This is a genomic window from Herbaspirillum sp. ST 5-3 (genome assembly GCF_004804275.1).
Lineage (GTDB): Bacteria > Pseudomonadota > Gammaproteobacteria > Burkholderiales > Burkholderiaceae_D > Noviherbaspirillum.
The window spans coordinates 340,143-360,096 of record NZ_STGI01000002.1; the positions used below are offsets into that span (position 1 = coordinate 340,143).

At 59.8% G+C, this 19,954-nt stretch carries 19 protein-coding genes; 13 read left to right on the top strand and 6 right to left on the bottom strand.

What is annotated here, in order from left to right:
- Positions 1-15: 15 nt before the first annotated feature.
- From dnaX to E6W33_RS05300, 8 genes are all read left to right on the top strand, one after another.
- On the top strand, positions 16-1,926 hold the full coding sequence (gene dnaX, locus E6W33_RS05265; protein WP_136415066.1) for a DNA polymerase III subunit gamma/tau: 1,911 nt from the start codon (positions 16-18) through the stop codon (positions 1,924-1,926).
- 21 nt (positions 1,927-1,947) lie between these two features.
- On the top strand, positions 1,948-2,274 hold the full coding sequence (locus tag E6W33_RS05270; RefSeq protein ID WP_136415068.1) for a YbaB/EbfC family nucleoid-associated protein: 327 nt from the start codon (positions 1,948-1,950) through the stop codon (positions 2,272-2,274).
- 86 nt (positions 2,275-2,360) lie between these two features.
- Positions 2,361-2,957, top strand: a complete 597-nt coding sequence (recR, locus tag E6W33_RS05275; protein WP_136415070.1) for a recombination mediator RecR — start codon at positions 2,361-2,363, stop codon at positions 2,955-2,957.
- A gap of 30 nt (positions 2,958-2,987) precedes the next feature.
- Positions 2,988-3,659 carry a hypothetical protein gene (locus E6W33_RS05280; protein WP_136415072.1) on the top strand — a complete coding sequence of 224 codons (672 nt, stop codon included), beginning with the start codon at positions 2,988-2,990 and terminating at the stop codon, positions 3,657-3,659.
- On the top strand, positions 3,656-4,900 hold the full coding sequence (locus E6W33_RS05285) for a CaiB/BaiF CoA-transferase family protein (protein ID WP_136415074.1): 1,245 nt from the start codon (positions 3,656-3,658) through the stop codon (positions 4,898-4,900). Before E6W33_RS05280 ends, E6W33_RS05285 begins: the two co-directional genes overlap by 4 nt.
- A gap of 8 nt (positions 4,901-4,908) precedes the next feature.
- A complete protein-coding gene (locus tag E6W33_RS05290) occupies positions 4,909-5,949 on the top strand; it encodes an ABC transporter substrate-binding protein (RefSeq protein ID WP_136415077.1) in 1,041 nt (346 codons plus the stop codon).
- Positions 5,950-5,998: 49 nt separating this feature from the next.
- On the top strand, positions 5,999-6,808 hold the full coding sequence (locus E6W33_RS05295) for an ABC transporter ATP-binding protein (RefSeq protein WP_136415079.1): 810 nt from the start codon (positions 5,999-6,001) through the stop codon (positions 6,806-6,808).
- 58 nt (positions 6,809-6,866) lie between these two features.
- The gene (locus E6W33_RS05300) at positions 6,867-7,718 is read left to right on the top strand and encodes an ABC transporter permease (RefSeq protein ID WP_136415081.1); all 852 of its coding nucleotides are present in this window, start codon (positions 6,867-6,869) and stop codon (positions 7,716-7,718) included.
- A 33-nt stretch (positions 7,719-7,751) separates the two neighbouring features.
- Here the strand turns inward: E6W33_RS05300 and E6W33_RS05305 are convergent, their stop codons facing one another.
- Positions 7,752-9,245 carry a PLP-dependent aminotransferase family protein gene (locus E6W33_RS05305; protein WP_247869533.1) on the bottom strand — a complete coding sequence of 498 codons (1,494 nt, stop codon included), beginning with the start codon at positions 9,243-9,245 and terminating at the stop codon, positions 7,752-7,754.
- Positions 9,246-9,347: 102 nt separating this feature from the next.
- On the opposite strand from E6W33_RS05305, the gene E6W33_RS05310 reads away from it, so the two are divergent.
- Genes E6W33_RS05310 through E6W33_RS05320 form a run of 3 tightly spaced genes read left to right on the top strand, consistent with a single transcriptional unit; the run spans position 9,348 to position 10,922 of the window.
- Positions 9,348-9,749 (top strand): GNAT family N-acetyltransferase, encoded by a 402-nt coding sequence (locus tag E6W33_RS05310; protein ID WP_136415083.1) that lies wholly within the window; start codon positions 9,348-9,350, stop codon positions 9,747-9,749.
- Positions 9,750-9,770: 21 nt separating this feature from the next.
- On the top strand, positions 9,771-10,232 hold the full coding sequence (locus tag E6W33_RS05315; RefSeq protein WP_136415085.1) for an OsmC family protein: 462 nt from the start codon (positions 9,771-9,773) through the stop codon (positions 10,230-10,232).
- A 36-nt stretch (positions 10,233-10,268) separates the two neighbouring features.
- Positions 10,269-10,922, top strand: coding sequence for an FMN-binding negative transcriptional regulator (locus tag E6W33_RS05320; RefSeq protein ID WP_136415087.1), 654 nt, complete (start codon positions 10,269-10,271; stop codon positions 10,920-10,922).
- A 73-nt stretch (positions 10,923-10,995) separates the two neighbouring features.
- Here E6W33_RS05320 and tal read toward each other — a convergent pair whose 3' ends face one another.
- The 4 genes from tal to pgi form a co-directional block, all read right to left on the bottom strand.
- Entirely contained in the window at positions 10,996-11,931 is a 936-nt protein-coding gene (gene tal / locus E6W33_RS05325; protein ID WP_136415089.1) for a transaldolase, read from the bottom strand.
- A gap of 85 nt (positions 11,932-12,016) precedes the next feature.
- The gene (locus E6W33_RS05330) at positions 12,017-12,886 is read right to left on the bottom strand and encodes an SIS domain-containing protein (protein WP_136415091.1); all 870 of its coding nucleotides are present in this window, start codon (positions 12,884-12,886) and stop codon (positions 12,017-12,019) included.
- A gap of 45 nt (positions 12,887-12,931) precedes the next feature.
- Positions 12,932-14,404: a glucose-6-phosphate dehydrogenase gene (gene zwf, locus E6W33_RS05335; RefSeq protein WP_136415093.1), complete on the bottom strand. Its 1,473-nt coding sequence runs from the start codon at positions 14,402-14,404 to the stop codon at positions 12,932-12,934.
- A gap of 117 nt (positions 14,405-14,521) precedes the next feature.
- The gene (pgi, locus tag E6W33_RS05340) at positions 14,522-16,171 is read right to left on the bottom strand and encodes a glucose-6-phosphate isomerase (RefSeq protein WP_136415731.1); all 1,650 of its coding nucleotides are present in this window, start codon (positions 16,169-16,171) and stop codon (positions 14,522-14,524) included.
- A gap of 252 nt (positions 16,172-16,423) precedes the next feature.
- Between pgi and edd the strand changes: the two genes are divergently transcribed.
- Together edd and E6W33_RS05350 are read left to right on the top strand one after the other, a co-directional pair.
- Positions 16,424-18,340, top strand: a complete 1,917-nt coding sequence (gene edd / locus E6W33_RS05345) for a phosphogluconate dehydratase (protein ID WP_136415095.1) — start codon at positions 16,424-16,426, stop codon at positions 18,338-18,340.
- Positions 18,341-18,343: 3 nt separating this feature from the next.
- On the top strand, positions 18,344-18,967 hold the full coding sequence (locus tag E6W33_RS05350; RefSeq protein WP_211097236.1) for a bifunctional 4-hydroxy-2-oxoglutarate aldolase/2-dehydro-3-deoxy-phosphogluconate aldolase: 624 nt from the start codon (positions 18,344-18,346) through the stop codon (positions 18,965-18,967).
- A 19-nt stretch (positions 18,968-18,986) separates the two neighbouring features.
- Here the strand turns inward: E6W33_RS05350 and E6W33_RS05355 are convergent, their stop codons facing one another.
- A complete protein-coding gene (locus tag E6W33_RS05355) occupies positions 18,987-19,949 on the bottom strand; it encodes a diguanylate cyclase (protein ID WP_136415099.1) in 963 nt (320 codons plus the stop codon).
- Positions 19,950-19,954 lie beyond the last annotated feature (5 nt).

Below are 19,954 nucleotides of genomic sequence, written 5' to 3' on the forward strand. Positions count from 1 at the left end.
ATTGCCATCGCCACCATGTCCTATCAAGTTCTCGCCCGCAAGTATCGCCCCAAGAGCTTCGAGACGCTCGTCGGGCAGGAGCACGTCGTGCGGGCGCTGACGCACGCATTGGACCAGCAGCGCTTGCATCATGCCTATCTTTTTACCGGCACGCGCGGCGTGGGCAAGACGACCTTGTCGCGCATTCTCGCGAAGTCGCTGAATTGTGAAACCGGCATTACCGCCAAGCCCTGCGGAACATGTGAAGCGTGCACGGCCATCGATGCCGGGCGCTTTGTCGATTACATCGAAATGGACGCGGCGTCTAACCGCGGCGTCGACGAGATGGCGCAATTGCTGGAGCAGGCGGTTTACGCGCCGTCCAACGCGCGTTTCAAGGTCTACATGATCGACGAAGTTCATATGCTCACCAACCATGCGTTCAATTCCATGCTGAAAACGCTGGAAGAGCCTCCCGAGCATGTGAAGTTCATTCTGGCAACAACGGATCCGCAGAAGATTCCGGTTACCGTGCTGTCGCGCTGCCTCCAGTTCAACCTGAAACAGATGCCGCCCGGTCACATCGTCGGGCATCTGGACAATATTCTCGGCCAGGAAGGTATCGATTTCGAACCGCCGGCATTGCGTTTGCTTGCCCAGGGGGCGCATGGCTCGATGCGCGATGCCTTGTCGCTGACCGACCAGGCAATTGCATACGCTGCAGGCAAGGTGACCTTGGAAGCCGTGCAGGGAATGCTTGGCGCGCTTGACCAGTCTTATCTGATTCGCGTGCTGGATGCCCTGGCAGCGAAGGATGGCGCAGGCCTGCTGGCCGTCGCCGATGAAATGGCGACGCGCAGCTTGTCGTACAGCGCTGCGCTGCAGGATTTGGGGACCTTGTTGCACCGGATTGCGCTGGCGCAAACCGTGCCCGCAGCGCTGCCCGATGATGTGCCGGAAAGGGAAGATATTCTTCGCCTGGCGCAATTATTCGATGCGGAAGAGGTGCAATTGTTTTACCAGATTGCGGTGCATGGACGAAACGAGTTGAGTCTCGCGCCGGACGAGTATGCCGGCTTCTCGATGACCTTGTTGCGCATGCTCGCCTTCCGTCCTGGTGTGGGTGGTGCTGAAGCAAGGCCGGCGGCAGCGACGCCTGCGGTTTCTGCGCCGGCGCCGATGCCTGCGAGAGCGAGTGCTTCACCGCAGCCAGCGGCAGCACCGGCGCCTGCAGCACGTGCCGCAGGCGGCATGAGCCCCGCACGCGCCGCACTGGAAGCTGCCCGCAATGGCGGCAAGCCGCAGGCTGCGGTCACCTCGACCGCGAGGCCGGGGCCGGCCTCCATTCCACCATGGGAAGACGAGCGTCCTCAGGCAAATCAGCGTCCTTCAGACGATGCTGCCGAGGCAGTGGCTCAAAAAAAAACTGAACCGCAATCGTGTGGCGCAGGACAATCCGATGACGCGGTTGCGGTAGAGGAGGCACCGCCCGAGGTGCGGCAGGAAGCAAGCGCAGTGATCGCGCGTGTAAAACCAGCCCCCGCGAAGCCGATGCCATCCTTGAACTGGGATGGCAACTGGCCGGCGCTGGCGGCGGCCTTGCCATTGCGCGGCGTGGCGCAGCAACTCGCGCAACAGAGCGAGTTGCTGGGATGTGAAGACAATGGCGGCGGTGTGCAAGTGCATCTGCGCATCCCCCTCGAAACCTTGTGCTCGGCCGGCAGCGTCGACAAACTGGCGACGGCATTGTCGGAACACTTCGGAAAACCGACCCGGGTCACAACCGAGATCGGCGCGGTGGAGCAGACCGCCAACGCCCATGCGACAGCGGAACGCGAGGCGCGCCAGCGTCAGGCGGAAGAAAGCCTGCAGAGCGATCCCTTCGTGCAGACTTTGATGCGCGAATTCGGTGCGACTATCGTGCCGGGATCAGTCAAACCAATTTAATCAACGATCAGGAGTATCACCATGATGAAGGGCCAACTCGCCGGGCTGATGAAGCAAGCCCAGGCCATGCAGGACAACATGAAGAAGATGCAGGACCAGCTCGCCGGGATCGAAGTCGAAGGACAGTCCGGTGCAGGCCTGGTCAAGGTCGTGATGACCTGCAAGAACGACGTCAAGCGTGTGTCCATCGACCCGTCGCTGTTGGGCGACGACAAGGACATGCTGGAGGATCTGGTTGCCGCGGCATTCAACGATGCAGTCCGCAAGGCGGAAGCGACGACGCAGGAAAAGATGTCAGGCATGACCGCCGGCTTGCCGCTGCCGCCGGGCTTCAAGCTGCCGTTCTGATTGGCGTGGATTGTTGACGTCCGCAGCACGGGCAGCGGCCCTGGTCGCGTCCGTGTGGCTTGAAGCCGGTGACAGAGAAGAAATTGGTGAAAACTCCATCCAGTCTTGAATTCCTCACAGAAGCCTTGCGCCGCTTGCCCGGTGTCGGGCCGAAGTCGGCGCAGCGCATGGCTTACCACCTGATGCAGCATGATCGCGAGGGTGCGGCGACGCTCGGCCGTGCGCTGACGCAGGCGGCCGAGCGCATCCATCACTGCGCGAAGTGCAATACCTTCACGGAAAACGAGATTTGCGAAACCTGTCTCGACGCGTCGCGCGATGCCAGCCTGTTATGCGTGGTCGAGACGCCGGCTGATCAATTGATGATCGAGCAGACGATGACGTACAAGGGACTGTATTTCGTGCTGATGGGCCATTTGTCGCCACTGGACGGAATCGGGCCGAGGGATATTCACCTTGAAAAACTGATTGCGCGCGCGACGGACGGCGTAGTCAGTGAAGTGGTGCTGGCGACCAATTTCACCAATGAAGGCGAGGCCACCGCTCACTACATCAGCGAGACGCTCAAGGCGCGCGGCCTGAAGGTCAGTCGCCTGGCACGCGGCGTGCCGGTCGGCGGAGAACTCGAATACGTCGACGCCGGAACGATTGCGCGAGCGATGCTGGACCGTCGCTCAACCTGAGCCGGAATCCTCCGGCGAGAGCGGACAGCGATGTTTATCCATACCGCGGAAAATCAGAGCTGGTTGCGCGCGCGATGGCAGGCGCTGATGACGCATCTCGCATCGGACCGTGCGGCTGCCGACTCCGCATGGGAGGTGCTGGTCAAGCACTACGCAGAACCCCATCGCGCCTATCACAATCTTTCCCACATCATGGCATTGCTGCGTCATGCCGACGCTGAACGCGCGCATATGGCTCGTCCGGAAGTCGTCGAGCTGGCGATCTGGTTTCATGACCTGATCTACGATACGCGTGCAATGGACAATGAGCAGCGCAGCGCCAGTTGGGCGCATCACGCCATGCATGCCATGCGTATCGACACGGATTTGATCCCGCCCGTCGAACAGTGCATCCTCGCGACACAAAGACATGAGGTGCCGTCGGCTCAGATTGCCGATCTGCCCTTGTTCCTCGACATAGACCTGTCCATTCTTGGCAGCTCTCCCGAGATCTATCACCGGTACAGCCAGGCAATCCGGGCCGAGTATGACTGGGTTCCGCCGCAAGCGTACCGATCAGCACGCGTCGACATATTGCAGCGTTTCCTCGCGCGTCCGGCGCTGTTTTTCACGCCATCGATGGCGGCGCGTTTCGAAGCACAGGCGCGGCAAAATATCGCATGGGAATTGAAAGAGTTATCGTCTTTACAAACAGGGATATGACAAATAAAGCCTCCTCCGGCCCCTTGGCGGGCATCAAGGTTCTGGAACTCGGGACGCTGATCGCCGGACCGTTCTGTTCGCGCATGCTGGCCGAGTTCGGCGCAGAAGTGATCAAGATCGAGTCGCCTGATGGTGGCGATCCGATCCGGCAGTGGCGCGTGCTGAAGGACGGAACCTCACTCTGGTGGTCGGTGCAATCACGTAACAAGAAAAGCGTCACGCTGAACATGAAGGAGGCGCGCGGCCAGGAAATCGCCAGGCGTCTTGCGCTGGACGCGGACATCATCATCGAAAACTACCGGCCCGGCGTTCTTGAGAAATGGGGTGTCGGTTACGAAGACCTGAAGAAGATCAACCCGGCTACGATCATGGTTCGGCTTTCGGGTTATGGCCAGACCGGACCGATGAAGGATCTGCCGGGTTTCGGCGCAATCGGGGAGTCGATGGGCGGCATGCGCTATGTTTCCGGACACCCGGACCGACCACCGGTGCGGATCGGCATTTCGATTGGCGATTCGCTGGCGGCCTTGCATGGCGTGATCGGCGCGATGATGGCATTGCGTCACCGTGACGTGACCGGTGGCCGCTGGAACGGCAAGACAGGCGAGGATTCCGTCGCAGGGCAGGGACAGATGGTCGACGTGGCCTTGTATGAAGCGGTGTTCAACATGATGGAGTCACTGGTGCCTGAATATGATTTCGCCGGCGTCGTGCGGGAGCGTACCGGCGGCGCGCTGCCCGGCATTGTGCCCTCGAATACCTATACCACCAGCGATGGCGAGAACATTGTCATTTCCGGCAATGGTGACGCAATCTTCAAGCGCCTGATGCTGGCCATGGGGCGCGACGACCTGGCGAACGATCCGCAGCTGGCGCGCAATGATGGACGGGTGCCGCGCACCGAGGAAATCGATGGCGCGATCCAGGCATGGTGCGACACGCAGACGATCGACAGTGCGCTGGCTATCCTGAAGGCCGCAGACGTACCGGTCGGGAAGATCTATTCGGTGCGCGACATGCTGACTGATCCGCAGTTTCTCGCCCGCCGCATGTTCGAGCAACATGCCTTCCCCGACGGCACGCCGATCAAGCTGCCGGCGATCACGCCCAAGCTGTCGGAGACGCCCGGCGAGACCAAATGGCTGGGACCGGCGCTCGGTGAGCACACCGCTGAAGTCTTGCGCGGGCTGGGGTATGATGATCAGCACATCGCGCAGTTAAGACACGATCACGTCATATAGGGGACAGCATGAACAAGAAATTCTGGAAGCAGTTCGCCATTGCGCTTGCGCTTTTCCTGCTCGGCTACTTCACTTTCAACAGCAAGCTGTTTGCGCAGACGCCGGAGAAGCCCAAGGTCTCCATCGCAGTCGGCGGCAAAAACCTGTTCTACTATCTTCCCCTGACGATCGCCGAGCAGCTCGGGTACTTCAAGGAGGAAGGGCTGCAAGTCGAGATCAGCGATTTCGCCGGTGGCGCGAAGGCGCTCCAGGCCTTGGTCGGCGGCAGTGCGGACGTCGTGTCGGGTGCGTATGAGCACACCATCAACATGCAGGCCAAGGGGCAGCCGATCACGGCTTTCGTGTTGCAGGGGCGCGCACCGCAAATCGTGCTGGCGGTATCGAACAAGACCATGCCGAACTACAAAGCGATCGCGGATCTGAAAGGCAAGAAGATTGGCGTCACCGCACCGGGTTCATCGACCAACATGATGGCCAATTTCGTACTGGCGAAAGGCGGACTGAAGCCGACCGACGTATCCTTCATCGGCGTCGGCACTTCTGCAGGCGCGTTGTCGGCGCTGCGTTCGGGACAGATCGACGCGATTGCGAACCTTGACCCGGTCATCACGATGCTGCAGCAAAAGAATGAAATCAAGGTAGTGGCCGATACCCGTACGCTCAAGGACACCAATGCGGTGTTCGGAGGCCCGATGCCGGCCGCCACGCTGTACACCACGGATGCCTTTCTGAAAAAGAATCCGAACACCGCGCAGGCACTGGCGAATGCCATGGTTCGTGCCTTGAAATGGCTGCAGAAAGCGGGGCCGTCGGACATCATCAAGGTCGTGCCGGAAAGTTACCTGCTGGGTGACCGCGGGCTGTACATCGAAGCATTCCTGAAAGTGCGCGAGGCGATTTCGCCGGACGGCATTATTCCGGAAGCCGGACCGAAGACCGCGCTGAAGACCCTGCAGGCATTTGAGCCTCAACTCGCCGACAAGAACATCGATTTGTCGAAGACCTACACCAACGAATTCGCGAAGAAGGCAAACGCGAAATACAAATAAGGTCCGGTTCTGCAGCAACGCGGAACCCTTCGTCCGGGGACGACAAACGATGATTCCTGCGCTTTCGCTCGATAACATTACCTGCACTTTCATTTCCAGGGACGACCGCTCGCAGCGTTACACGGCAGTCGCCGACACGACCGTCCATGTCGCGCCGGGCGAGTTCGTGTCGATTGTCGGTCCCACCGGTTGCGGCAAGTCCACCTTGCTGAATCTGGGCGCAGGACTTCTTCAGGCTTCGTCGGGCAGCGTCAAGGTGTTTGGCGAAACGCTGGACGGAATTAACCGCCGTGCGGGATACATGTTCCAGGCGGATGCACTGATGCCGTGGCGCAGCGCCCTGCAGAACGTGATCGCCGGCCTGCAATTTCGTGGCATGGATGAAGCACAGGCGCTCGGGCTCGGTGAGGAGTGGCTGACGCGGGTCGGCTTGCAGGGCTTTGGAGACCGCTACCCGCATCAACTGTCGGGCGGCATGCGCAAGCGCGTCGCCCTGGCGCAAACACTGATTCTCGATCCCGACATCATCCTGATGGACGAACCGTTTTCCGCGCTCGACATCCAGACGCGCCAGTTGATGGAAAACGAAGTGCTCGAATTGTGGAGCGCGAAGAAAAAGGCAGTGCTGTTCATTACCCACGACCTGGACGAGGCAATCGCCATGTCGGATCGCGTCGTCGTCCTGTCCGCCGGGCCGCGCACGCATCCCATCGGAGAATTCAGGATCGATCTGCCGCGTCCGCGCGACGTCGCCGAAATTCGCACGCATCCGCGCTTTGTTGAATTGCATGCGCGAATCTGGGATGTATTGCGCGAAGAAGTGCTGAAGGGATATCAGCAGCAGAAGGTGCGTGCTTGACCGATTCAGAAACTTCTCGCCGGAAGAAGATGGCCTTGTCCGACTTCAAAGCATGATCATGTGGCGCATTCTCAAACCAAATCATAAAAATCTTCGCGTCTGGCAGGCATTCGTCCTGGTTGCCTTCTTCGCCATCTGGCATGTCGCCACGCGCGATCCGCAGGCAGCATTCTTCTTCGGCGAACCGCTCAAGGTACTGGCCCGGGTCTGGGAGTGGTTTACCGTCGGCAGTGGCAGCCTCGACGTGGGAATCGGTGATGCGACCTGGTTCACCCTGAGTTTTCCTGCCGAGATTTATTCGCATCTGCTGGTGACCCTGGCCGAAACCCTGCTCGCGTTTGGCATCGGCACGGCGCTTGGACTCGGTTTCGGGCTGTGGCTGGCTTTGTCGCCGGTCGCATCCGCGATTCTCGATCCCTATATCAAGGCAGCCAATTCAATGCCGCGCGTGATTCTTGCGCCGATTTTCTCGATGTGGTTCGGTCTCGGCATCTGGTCGAAAGTGGCATTGTCCGTCACGCTGGTGTTCTTCATCGTGTTTTTCAACGTCTATCAGGGCGTGAAGGAAGTAAGCCCGGTCGTGCTTGCCAATGCGCGCATGCTGGGCGCCAGCCGGCGGCAACTGCTGCGTCACGTGTACCTGCCATCCGCGATGTCCTGGGTATTCTCCAGCCTGCATACCTCGGTGGGACTGGCCTTCGTCGGCGCAATTGTCGGCGAGTACCTCGGCTCCGCGCGTGGAGCAGGCTATCTGATCCTGCAGGCGGAAGGCACGTTCGATATCAATACCGTCTTTGCGGGGATTCTGGTGCTGACCGCATTTGCGCTGGTGTTGGATGGCGTGGTGGGTGTCATTGAACGGCGCCTGATGAAATGGCAGCCGAAGTCCGGTGAAACTGAAAAGATGTAAAGCAAGCCCTGCATCTGCGCTTTCAATTGAAAGCTACTTCTCCAGAAGCTCGCGCAAGGTGGCCACGCCGCGCTTGATCTCTGCCTCTGGAATGGACGCAAAACCGAGCAACAGGCCCGAGACGCGACTCCCCAGTCCGTCTGCCTCCTCATCGGCGTTATAAAACTGCGATAACGCGCGCAGTTCGATGCCATGCTGAAGGGCCGTCCGCGCCAGCATCTGGTCATTGCGCTTGCAACGGAACCGGACCGGGAGATGCAGGCCGGCATCGGCGGGGCCGATGTGAAACTCGTCCGGCATGTGTGCGGCAATGGCGTCGAGCAAGGTGGCGCGCCGTTCGGCATAAACTTCCCTGGTGCGCTTGATGTGGCGGCTGAAGTGGCCTTCGGCAATAAAGTCGGCAAGTACCATCTGCGGCCCGATCGCGGTATGCCGGTCGAGGATGGCCTTGCCTTGTGCGAATGCCTCTGCGAGTGCCGGCGGAGCCACGATATAACCAAGGCGCAGGCCCGGAAACAGCACTTTCGACAGCGTGCCGACGTAGATGACGCATCCGGCCTTGTCCAGGCTTTGCAGCGAGGCGATCGGCGGACCCGTGTAACGGTATTCGCTGTCGTAGTCGTCTTCCACCACCCACATTCTTCTCTCCGCTGCCCATGCCAGCAATTCAAGCCGGCGCTGCAGGCTCATTGTCACGCCGAGCGGAAGCTGGTGCGAGGGTGTGACATAGGTTAGCTTTGCATCAGGATGCATGGCTGCACCGTAGGCCACGGAAAGCCCTTCATCGTCGACCGGGATATGGCACACGTGCGCTTGTGCGGCCCGCAGCGATGCATTGATTCCGCGATAACCCGGCTCCTCCACCCACGCGGCATCGCCGGGCGACAGCAGCAGGCTGGCAATCAGGAACAATGCCTGCTGCGAGCCGGACGTGATGATGATCTGCTCCGGCGCGCAATGGACACCGCGTGCCGCGCCCAGGTACGCGGCCAGTCCTTCGCGCAAAGGATGAAAGCCGGCCGCGTCTCCGTATCCCAGTTCATGCGGCGTATGACGCCAGCGTCGCGCCTCCAGCCGGGCCCAGACATCAAATGGAAACACGTCCAGTCCCGGCATGCCGATGCGGAAGGCTTTGGGCATGCCTGAGTGGTAGTTGAGCACCGCTTGAGGTCCGACGAAACATTGTCCGCGTGCGGAGAGCGGTCGGAGCAATTGAAGCTTGGCGGCTGCGCCATGCAGCCGGGACTTGTGCGCGATGGGAAGGCTGGCGCTGACGAAGGTTCCTCGCCCGACCGTGCCCGACAGGTACCCCTCCGCCATCAGTTGTGCATAAGCGTTCAGCACTGTCTGGCGCGACACGCGCAATTGCGATGCGAGTTCGCGCGTCGGTGGCAATTGCATGCCGGGGCCGATTGTTCCGGCCAGAATGGTTTGCTTGATCGCCTCATACAGCTGGCGAAACATCGGCACGGATGCTGTTGGATCGAGCTGCAGACTGGCGAGCGATTGGGCGAGATGCATGGTCATGCTGTTTCTGAAATTGGTATTTTAAAAATAGCATTTATTGGCTATTTAAGAAAGCCAAAGCGGGAGATATGCTGCGGCAAATCGGACAGGAAAAGGAAAGACATGGCATCCATTTCATATCGCACTAACGCACGCATTTCGCCGGAACAGCTGGCTGAGATATTTCGCCGTTCCGGGATTCGCCGGCCGGTTGACGATCTTGCCCGGATGACGGCCATGCTTGCACATGCGAACCTGCTGATCACCGCCTGGGATGGCGAGCAATTGATCGGCGTTGCTCGCGCATTGACCGATTTCAGCTATTGTTGTTACCTGTCCGACCTTGCCGTCGACCAATCGCACCAGAGGCGCGGGATAGGTGCGGCGCTGGTTGAGCAGGTGCGTCATGCGATCGGCGAAAAGTCCATGCTGCTCCTGCTTGCAGCGCCGGAGGCCATGCAGTACTACCCGAAGATCGGGTTCGAGCCGGTGCCGAATGGATGGATTATCAAGCGCGCCGCATAAGCAATTTCATCGGGGATCGATATGCATACTTACGAAGCAAAAGTTTCCTGGAAGCGCCTGGATCAGCAGTTTGTCGACAATCGCTACAGTCACGGGCATGAATGGCATTTTGATGGCGGCGCTGTCGTGCCTGCCTCCTCGTCGCCCTACGTCGTGCCCGTGCCGATGTCGATCGCTGCCAACGTCGACCCGGAGGAGGCGCTGGTCGCCGCAACTTCCAGTTGTCACATGTTGTTCTTCCTGTCGATTGCGGCAGCACGGGGTTTTGTGGTGGACAGTTATGAAGACAAGGCCCTGGGTGTGATGGAAAAGAACGGCGAAGGAAAAGTCGCCATGACACGCATTACACTGCGCCCGGAAATCGCGTTCGGCGGCGAGCGCGAACCCACGCAGGAGGAACTCGACGCGATTCATCATGCCTCGCATGCGCAGTGCTACATTGCGAATTCGATCAGGGCCGACGTCCTGGTCGAGCCTGCATGAGTGTCGCCGCTTGATCTGCTTTTTAATGAGGACCACATGTACCTTCAACGGCAATTCGAAGAAACCCGATTGGACGTGTTGCACGGCCTGATGAAGTCGCATCCGCTCGCCACGCTCGTGGTGCCGTCCGCATCCGGGCTCGTCGTGAACCACATACCGCTTCTCGTGTGCAGTCCGGATGGCGAACTCGGAACCTTGCGCGGACATGTCGCGCGTGCCAATCCGGTTTGGCAGCAGCTGGCGGACACTTTGCATGCCGTCGCAGTCTTTCAGGGGCCGGAGTCCTACATCACGCCATCGTGGTATCCAAGCAAGCATACCGACGGCAAGGCGGTGCCGACCTGGAACTACGCTGTGGTGCATGCGCATGGCATTCCACGCGCGATCGACGATGCGGACTGGCTGCTCAATCACTTGAGAGAAATGTCCGACGAACACGAACGCACCCAAGCTTTGCCGTGGAAGATTTCCGATGCGCCGGGAGACTTCATTGATCGCCTTGTCGAAGCGATCGTCGGTATTGAAATTCCCATTGCCAGGATCGAAGGTAAATGGAAGGTGAGCCAGAATCGTCCGGTGGGGGACAGGCTTGGAGTTGCGGCGGGATTGCGTGCACGCGGCGACGATCGCTCGCATGCGATGGCGGATCTTGTGATGCAGAACGCGGGAGAGATGGCGACGAAACGCTGAGGATTGTCTCGACAGCTGGAGCTTGATGTGGCGTGCACGGCGCACGCCACGGCTTGCAGTCCATCCTCGTGTTTCAGCGTAGCGCTTCCACCATTTTTTCAAGCTTGACTGCATCGGCGCAGAACAGGCGGATCCCTTCGGCCAGCTTCTCTGTACCCATCGCGTCTTCGTTCAGCATGAAGCGGAAGGCATTCTCGTCAAGGTTCAGCTTCTGCAGTTTGGCCGACTGCGCATCTTCCAGGCTCAGCCTGCGCGTGACCGGCGCTTCGCTCTCGGCGAGTTTTTGCAGAAGTTCCGGACTGATGGTCAGCAGGTCGCAGCCGGCCAGTTCCGTGATTTGCGAAGTGTTGCGGAAACTGGCGCCCATGACTTCGGTCTTGTAGCCGAACTTGCGATAATACTGATAGATCCGTTTGACCGATTGCACGCCCGGGTCGTCCGCACCGATGTAGTCCTGCCCGGTGGACTTCTTGTACCAATCGTAAATGCGTCCGACGAAGGGCGAGATGAGTTGCACATTCGCTTCCGCACAGGCAATCGCTTGCGGCAGTGCGAACAGCAGCGTCATGTTGCAGCGGATACCTTCTTTTTCCAGCACCTGCGCGGCACGAATGCCCTCCCAGGTCGATGCGATCTTGATCAGAACGCGTTCGCGCGAAATCCCGGCTGCTTCATACAGCGCGATCAGTGCGCGGCCCTTGTCGATCGTGCCTTGCGTATCGAAGGACAGGCGCGCATCGGTTTCGGTCGATACCCGTCCAGGGACCAGTTTCAAAATCTCCTGGCCGAACGCTACCAGCAAACGGTCGATCACCTCGGCGGTCGGTTTCCGCGCATGGTCGCGCACCGCTTTTTCCAGCAGCGGCTTGTATTCATCCTTTTGCACGGCCTTGAGGATCAGCGACGGATTGGTCGTAGCGTCGCGCGGCGCAAACGCCTTCATCGACTGGAAATCGCCGGTGTCGGCGACGATGGTGGTGTACTGCTTGAGTTGTTCGAGCTGGTTCATGAAAAATTCGGCGAAGAGGGAGCGACAATCTTCAATGATAACCGGATCGACCGCCGGCCGGTTAGACCTGTATCAGCTTGGAAGCTCAGATTTTGGGCGGATGCCTGAGGAAGGAGTCGAACTGCATATCGAGTTTTTGCAGCGCCTTTTGCGCATTTTGCATCTTCTTGCGGAATTCCGGGCCGCCCTTGAGCGCCAGGCCGACTGCGAGAATATCAATCACCACCAGATGCGCCAGGCGAGCCGAAATCGGCGTGTAGGGGTCGATGTTGAAGCTGAGGTCGATTGGCACTAGCGCCGTTGCCAGGTCGGCCAGCGGCGTGCCGCTCGGCGTCAGCGCGATTACATCCGCTCCGACTCGCCGCGCCAGTTGCACGCTGTGCAGTAGCGAGGTGCTGTTGCCGCGTTGTGATATGGCGACAACGGTATCGCCTTTTTTCATGAGCGCCGCAGAGATTGCATGAATATGCGGGTCGGCATATGCCACAGTGTGCACGCCGGAGCGGAAGAATTTGTGCTGCGCATCTGCCGCCACGATGCCGGACGTGCCCTGACCCCAGAATTCGATCTTGCTGGAGCGCGACAGGATATCGAGCGCCTTTTCGATCGCTGCGGGATGCAGGTTGTTGCGCAGGTCGAGCAGGGCATTGATGGAGCGGCTGCAAATCTTGTTGACGAGGTCGGCTGCGAGATCGCTTTGAAGAGGCAGTTCGTCTGCATGCGGCACCGCCAGCGCCAGCGTTTGCGCCAGTTTCAGCTTGAAGTCCTGCCAGCCGTCGTAACCCAGCGCGCGGCAAAAGCGCACCACGGTCGGTTCGGATACCTGCGCGCTTTTGGCGAGCGCTGTGATGTTTCCCGCCACCGCGAGGTCGGGATTCTTGAGTACCGCGATGGCGACCTTTTTTTCCGATTTGGATAATGTGTCGATCTGGGTCTTGATGGAGTCGAGCAGCATGGGCGATCTATGAATGTCTTCCGGCAGCCAGATTATAGTTGCCCGTTACAGCTCAGGAAGCGCTTCTTCACGCCATTGCAATCCATCGCGACTGATCAGCGCGCTGGAAGCGGCCGGCCCCCAAGTGCCCGCAGCGTAGGGAAGCGGTTCGTCGCCTTCCTGTTCCCAGTAATTCAGGATTGGTTCCACCCATTCCCATGCAGCTTCCAGTTCGTCGCTGCGCATGAACAGGGTGAGTTGACCGCGCAGCACGTCCAGCAACAGGCGTTCGTAGGCTTCCATGCGCGGCATCTTGAAGGTTTCGCGGAAATCCAGTTCCAGTTCCACCGGGCGCAGGCGCATGCCGTCGCCCGGAGTTTTTGCCATCAGGTTGAGCTGCAGGCCTTCGTCGGGCTGCAGCCGGATGATCAGGCTGTTCGGCTGGAAGCTGCTGTTTGGCTGCGCGAAGATCGAATGCGGAATGGTCTTGAAGCGCACCACGATTTCCGCGAGCTGGTCCGCCATGCGCTTGCCGGTGCGCAGGAAGAAAGGCACGCCAGCCCAGCGCCAGGTGTCGATCTCTGCCTTGAGCGCGACGAAGGTTTCCGTGCGCGAATGCGGATTGGCTTGCGGCTCCTTGCGGTATCCGGGGACCGCTACCCCCTCCACATGACCGGAGCGGTACTGGCCGCGAATGACGTTCTGCGCGAGCGTGTGCGGCGTGAAGCGCTTGAGCGAGCGCAACACCTTCAGCTTCTCGTCGCGCACGGCATTCGGCGTGGCCGATACGGGCGGCTCCATCGCGACGATGCACAGCAGTTGCAGCAGATGGTTCTGCAGCATGTCCCGCAGCGCACCGGCGGTTTCGTAATATTCCATGCGATTGCCGACGCCGATTTCTTCCGCGATAGTGATCTGCACGTCGGAGATCCATTCGCGCCGCCACAAGGGTTCGAACAGCACATTGCCGAAACGGAGCGCCAGCAGGTTCTGCACCGTTTCCTTGCCGAGATAGTGGTCGATGCGGAAGATCTGCGACTCGGAAAAAAAGCGGCCGACTTCGGCGTTGATCTGCTTGGCGCTGCTGAGATCGCGGCCCAGCGGTTTTTCCAGTACGACGCGCGACTCGGGTGTGGCGAGTCCGCATTCGGCGAGATTCTGGCAGATTTTTGCAAACAGGCTGGGCGGCGTCGCGAGATAGAACACGCGTGTGATGGCAGTGTCCTTGCGCATCGTCTTGGTCAGCGCCGCATACGTCTTGCCGTCCGTCGCGTCCAGCGATACATAATCGATATGTGCGCAAAACGCGTCCCATGCCGCCTGGTTGAATGCCTCTCTGGCGATATGCGGCTTGGAGTTCTCGTCGACCGCGTTCAGGAATTCATCGCGGCTCCATTCATGCCGCCCCACGCAAATGATGCGGGCAGTGGAGGGCAGGTCGTTGACACGGTTGCGGCTGTAGAGCGCAGGCAATAGCTTGCGCATCGCGAGGTCGCCGCTGCCGCCGAACAAGACCAGATCGAAATCGTGAAGGGCCATGATGTGAAGTGATTTAGGTAAACAAAATCCGGCTCGGTAATGAGCTATTCATTGTAGTCTGCTTGTTGCCATTGTCGATGCGCGGAAACCGCACCGCCTGTCCGACAATCGCGAACTTTATTCTGACAACGCGGTTTTGGCTCGCGCAATCAGTGCGTTCGTCGAGCTGTCATGCGCGTCCGGGCGGGGAGTGCCGGTCAATTCCGGCTCAATGTTTTTCGCCAGCACCTTGCCCAATTCCACGCCCCATTGATCGAAACTATTGATACCCCAGATCGCACCTTGCACGAACACCTTGTGTTCGTAGAGTGCAATCAAGGCTCCCAGCGTTGCTGGCGCCAATTCGTCCATCAGAATGGTGTTGCTCGGGCGGTTTCCAGGGAAGATCTTGTGAGGCAGAAGCGCTTCGATCTCCTTGTCTGCGAGATGTTGCGCGCGCAGGTCGGCGCGTACTTCCTCGGCGTTCTTGCCGCGCATGAAGGCTTCCGATTGTGCAAAACAATTCGCGAGAAGAACCGTATGGTGACCCGACAGGTCGTGCATGGGTTTCAGCGCGGCGATGAAATCGACAGGGATGATATCCGTGCCGAGATGCAGCAGCTGAAAATAGGCATGCTGGCCATTCGTGCCGACGTCGCCCCATACAACCGGGCAGGTCTGGACTGAGAGCGTTGCGCCGTCAACCGCCACACGCTTGCCATTGCTTTCCATCTCAAGTTGTTGCAGGTAGGCGGGAAACCGGTTCAGGTCCTGATGATAGGGAGCGATCGACAAAGATGTGGTGCCAAAGAAATTGCGATACCAGACGCCGATCATGCCCATGATCACCGGCATGTTGCGCTCGAGCGGCGCGGTGCGGAAATGCTGGTCCATTGCGTGGGCGCCGCCGAGGAATTCGCTGAAGGCGTCGAAGCCGATCGCCAGCGCAAGCGGCAGGCCGATTGCCGACCAGATCGAATAGCGTCCGCCTACCCAGTCCCAGAACGGAAACATGTTGTCGGGATCAATGCCGAATTCGCGCACTGCTTCGACGTTGGTGGAAACCGCGACAAAGTGTTTCGGCAGATCGGCTGCAACATGGCGGCTGAGAAACCACTCGCGAGCCGACTGCGCGTTCATCATCGTCTCCCTTGTGGTAAAGGTTTTCGAGGCGATAATGAATAGCGTGGTCGCTGGATTGACCTTCGACAACACCGCGTCAAGGTCGTGGCCGTCGACATTGGAGACGAAGTGCATGGTCAGACGCGGATGCGTGAAAGGCCGCAACGCGCGGCAAGTCATGGCCGGACCAAGGTCCGAGCCGCCGATGCCGACATTGACGATGTCCGTGATGGCGCGACTTGTCGCGCCGAGCCAGGCGCCCGACCGTACGCGCTCCGTGAACGCCTGCATATGATCGAGGACGGCATGAACCTCCGGGAGTACATCCTGTCCATCCACGACCAGTGTCGCACTGCGCGGCATGCGCAAAGCAGTATGGAGGACCGAACGGTGCTCGGTGACGTTGATTCTCTCGCCGCTGAACATGGCGTCTCTCTTCTGCTCCAGGCCGCGTTCGCGCGCGAGTTGAAACAGCAATTGCATGGTCGTATCGTTGAGCCGGTTCTTCGAATAGTCGAGCAGCAAACCTGCTGCTTCCGTGGAGAAACGGTCAAAGCGGTCCGGCTGGCCGGAGAAAAGGGTCCGCATCTGCCAGTTCTTCGCTTCGGCGTAGTGCGAGGAAAGCGCATGGAAGGCGGCGGCATCGGTAAGGTTGATTTCGCGCATGTCGAGCAGGGTTTCCAAAAAAGTCAATTTATTCAACTATACAACATTTTTTGGTAAATTCACTACAAAAGATTAAACATGTTTTGTGGCTTGTTTGAGGTGGCTCAGTAAGAGTATTTGCGCTTCTGCTCTATTTTCGGGGCTTCGGCTCGCCATAAGCTTTTGATGGCGGGGGGAATACTCGCAAAGACTGGGTCGTTCCATTTCTGCAAAACTGTAGTAAAATTTCAAAAAAATTGCGAAAGGCTGATCATGTCCCTTCATCCCGTCCTGAACACCGTCACCGCGCGCATCGCGCAGCGCAGCCGGCCCTATCGCTCCGCGTATCTCGCGCGTATCGAGGCTGCTCGGCTGAAGGGCGTGCAGCGCAGCGCCTTGTCCTGCACAAACCTGGCACATGCTTTTGCCGCCTTTCCTGCCCACGACAAGCTGAAACTCAAGCAGCAGCATGCACCATCCATCGCAATCGTATCGGCATACAACGACATGTTGTCGGCACATCAGCCGTTCGAGCGTTTTCCGGATGTGATCAGGGAAGCGGCGCGTTCGGTCGGCGCTGTGGCCCAGTTTGCCGGTGGCACGCCTGCCATGTGCGACGGCGTCACACAGGGGCAGCCAGGCATGGAGTTGTCCCTGTTCTCACGCGATGCGATCGCAATGGCGACGGCGATTGCCTTGTCGCACAATACCTTCGACGCTGCGCTTTTTCTCGGCATATGCGACAAGATCGTGCCGGGGTTGCTGATCGGCGCGCTGCACTTCGGCCATTTGCCGGCAGTGTTTGTTCCGGGCGGCCCGATGACGACCGGTCTGGCGAATTCGGAAAAGTCCAAAATCCGCCAGTTATACGCGCAAGGCAAGATCGGACGTGACGAGCTGCTGGAATCGGAAGCGCAGTCCTATCACGGCCCCGGCACCTGCACGTTTTACGGCACCGCCAACAGCAATCAGATGCTGATGGAAGTGATGGGTCTGCATCTGCCGGGCGCCGCTTTCATTACGCCGAATACGCCCCTGCGCGATGCACTGACTGCGGCGGCCACGCGTCGGGCAGCGGAAATCAGTGACCAAGGCAAGACCTATATTCCCGTGGGCCGCGTGGTGGATGAGAAGTCCATCGTCAATGCCATCGTGGCGCTGCTCGCCACCGGCGGCTCAACCAACCATACACTGCACCTGATCGCGATCGCCAAGGCGGCGGGCATCGTAATCGACTGGAACGATTTCGACGAATTGTCCGGTGTCGTGCCGCTGCTGGCGCGCATCTATCCAAATGGCGATGCCGATGTAAACCATTTTCACGCGGCGGGCAGCACCGGTTTCGTGATTCGTGAATTGCTCGATGCCGGCTTGCTGCATGAGGATGTGACGACAGTCCTGGGCAAGGGATTGCGCGCCCATTGCGTCGAGCCTTTCCTGCAAGGCGAGTCAGTCGTCTGGCAGCCTGCGCCGCCGGCAAGCGGCGATCTGGCGGTGCTGCGGCCAGCGGCGGAACCGTTTTCGGCAGATGGCGGACTGCGTCTTCTCTCGGGCAATCTCGGACGCGCGGTCATCAAGGTGTCCGCGGTCAAGCCGCAGCATCGCGTGGTCGAGGCGCCGGCGCTGGTGTTCAATTCGCAGGAAGAATTCATGCTCGCCTACAAGGCAGGCAAGCTGGACCGGGATTTCGTCGCCATCGTGCGCTACCAGGGACCACGCGCGAACGGCATGCCGGAGCTGCACGCCTTGACGCCGGCGCTGGGCAGTTTGCAGGATGCCGGCAGACATGTTGCGCTGGTCACTGACGGGCGCATGTCGGGCGCCTCAGGCAAAGTGCCGGCGGCCATCCACGTCTCACCGGAAGTGCTGAGCGGTGGACCGCTCGGTCGCGTTCGCGACGGCGATCTGATCCGCCTTGATGCCGATGCCGGCGTGCTGCAAGCCTTGGTGGCCGACGCTGAATGGAATGCGCGCAGCAGCGAGGAGGCCGATTTGTCCGCCAACCATGTTGGCATGGGGCGCGAACTGTTTGCGATGTTCCGCGCATCTGTCAGCGCTGCCGAGGAGGGGGCTGCTACCTTCGGCTTACCGCCCCCGCTGCACATGCCAGAAGAGCAGGACAACCCGCTTGCGGTGCCCGAAGACCAATCCTTCTCCGATGAAGATTCCCTGATTAATGCGAATAAATAAATCATGACACTGCTCGACATAATGCGTGCCTCGCCGGTCATTCCGGTCATTGCCATCGATAACATCGACCACGCCGTCCCCTTGGCGCGCGCGCTGGTTGCCGGCGGAATCCGCGTACTGGAAGTGACGCTTCGCACGGTGCACGGATTACCGGCCATCCGCGCGATGGCGGAGCAGGTGCCCGATGCGATTGTCGGCGTCGGTACCCTGACGCAGCCGGATGAATTCGCGGCTGCGAGGGACGCTGGCGCGGTGTTCGGCGTATCGCCGGGGCTGACACCCAGCCTGATCAGCGCGGCGAAAGCAAGCGGGCTGCCGCTGCTGCCCGGCGTGATGTCTCCCTCCGAGGTAATGGCAGCGCGCGAAGCCGGCTTCCGTCAATTGAAACTGTTTCCCGCCGTGCCCGCCGGGGGCATCGGCATGCTCAACGCGATCGCCGGTCCGCTGCCGGATGTGACCTTCTGTCCTACGGGCGGCATCTCGCAGGAGACGGCTTCTCAATTCCTTGCATGCAAGAACGTCGCGTGCGTCGGTGGATCATGGCTGACGCCAAAGGACGCAATGCAGGCGGGGGATTGGGCGCGGATCACGGAGTTGGCGCGGGCAGCGAGCCGTCTGCGCACCTGAACCCGTGGCAACGCTGGCGTCAGACGCGAACGGTTGATGTATCGGCGTGTACGACCACGCAATTGCGCCCTGAACGCTTGGCCTGATAGAGCGCGCGGTCGGCTCCGCGGACGAGGCTGCTGGTCTTGGCGAGATGTTCCGGCGTCAGGGTGCTGACGCCGAGGCTGACTGTCACGTATTCCGCAACGCCGGAAAAGGCGTGCGCCAGCGTGAGTGATTCCACTTCCGCGCGCATCGCTTCCGCCACCTGCAAGGCGCCGTCTTCATTGGTATTGGGAAGAATTACTGCAAACTCTTCACCGCCATAGCGGGCAACCAGATCGTTGGAGCGGTTGAGGACGCGGCCCAGCGACGCTGCGATCTGTACCAGGCATTCATCACCGCGCTGATGTCCGTAATTGTCGTTGTAGTTCTTGAAGTAATCGACGTCGATCATGATCAGCGAAAGCGGTGAGGCATTGCGTTTCGCGTTCCTGAATTCATGATCCAAGTGCAGGTCGAAGCGGCGTCGATTGGCAATGCCCGTCAATCCGTCGACCAGGGACTGCGACTGCAATTCGACGGCTTGCTCACGCAACTTCCTTTCGCGCGAAACCGCCATGCTGACATCTGTGATCTGCACCAGGCAATGGCGCGGCAGGGTTTCGACGTGCAGCGGCATGACATGCACAGCCTGCTGCATGCGTGCGCCGGCGGCGGCATCGGCCGGCGTGGAATAAAGCGGGAAGGGGGCCTTGTTCAGTGTTTGCGACAGCAGAGACGCAAAATTGTTGCGCAAGGCCTCGGTGATGGCCACATGCGTGCGGCCATCCGTCATGTCGGGGAACACTTCCGTAAAGGCTTTCCCGATAACGCTGTCGGCCGGCAGGCGCGAATGCTGTTCGACCCAATTGTTCCACAGGACGATGCGCTGCTCGGCATCGAAAACGATGATGCCGGTGCGGACCGCCTTGAGAACTCCTTGTATCAAGCCGAGCTGCATGGTTT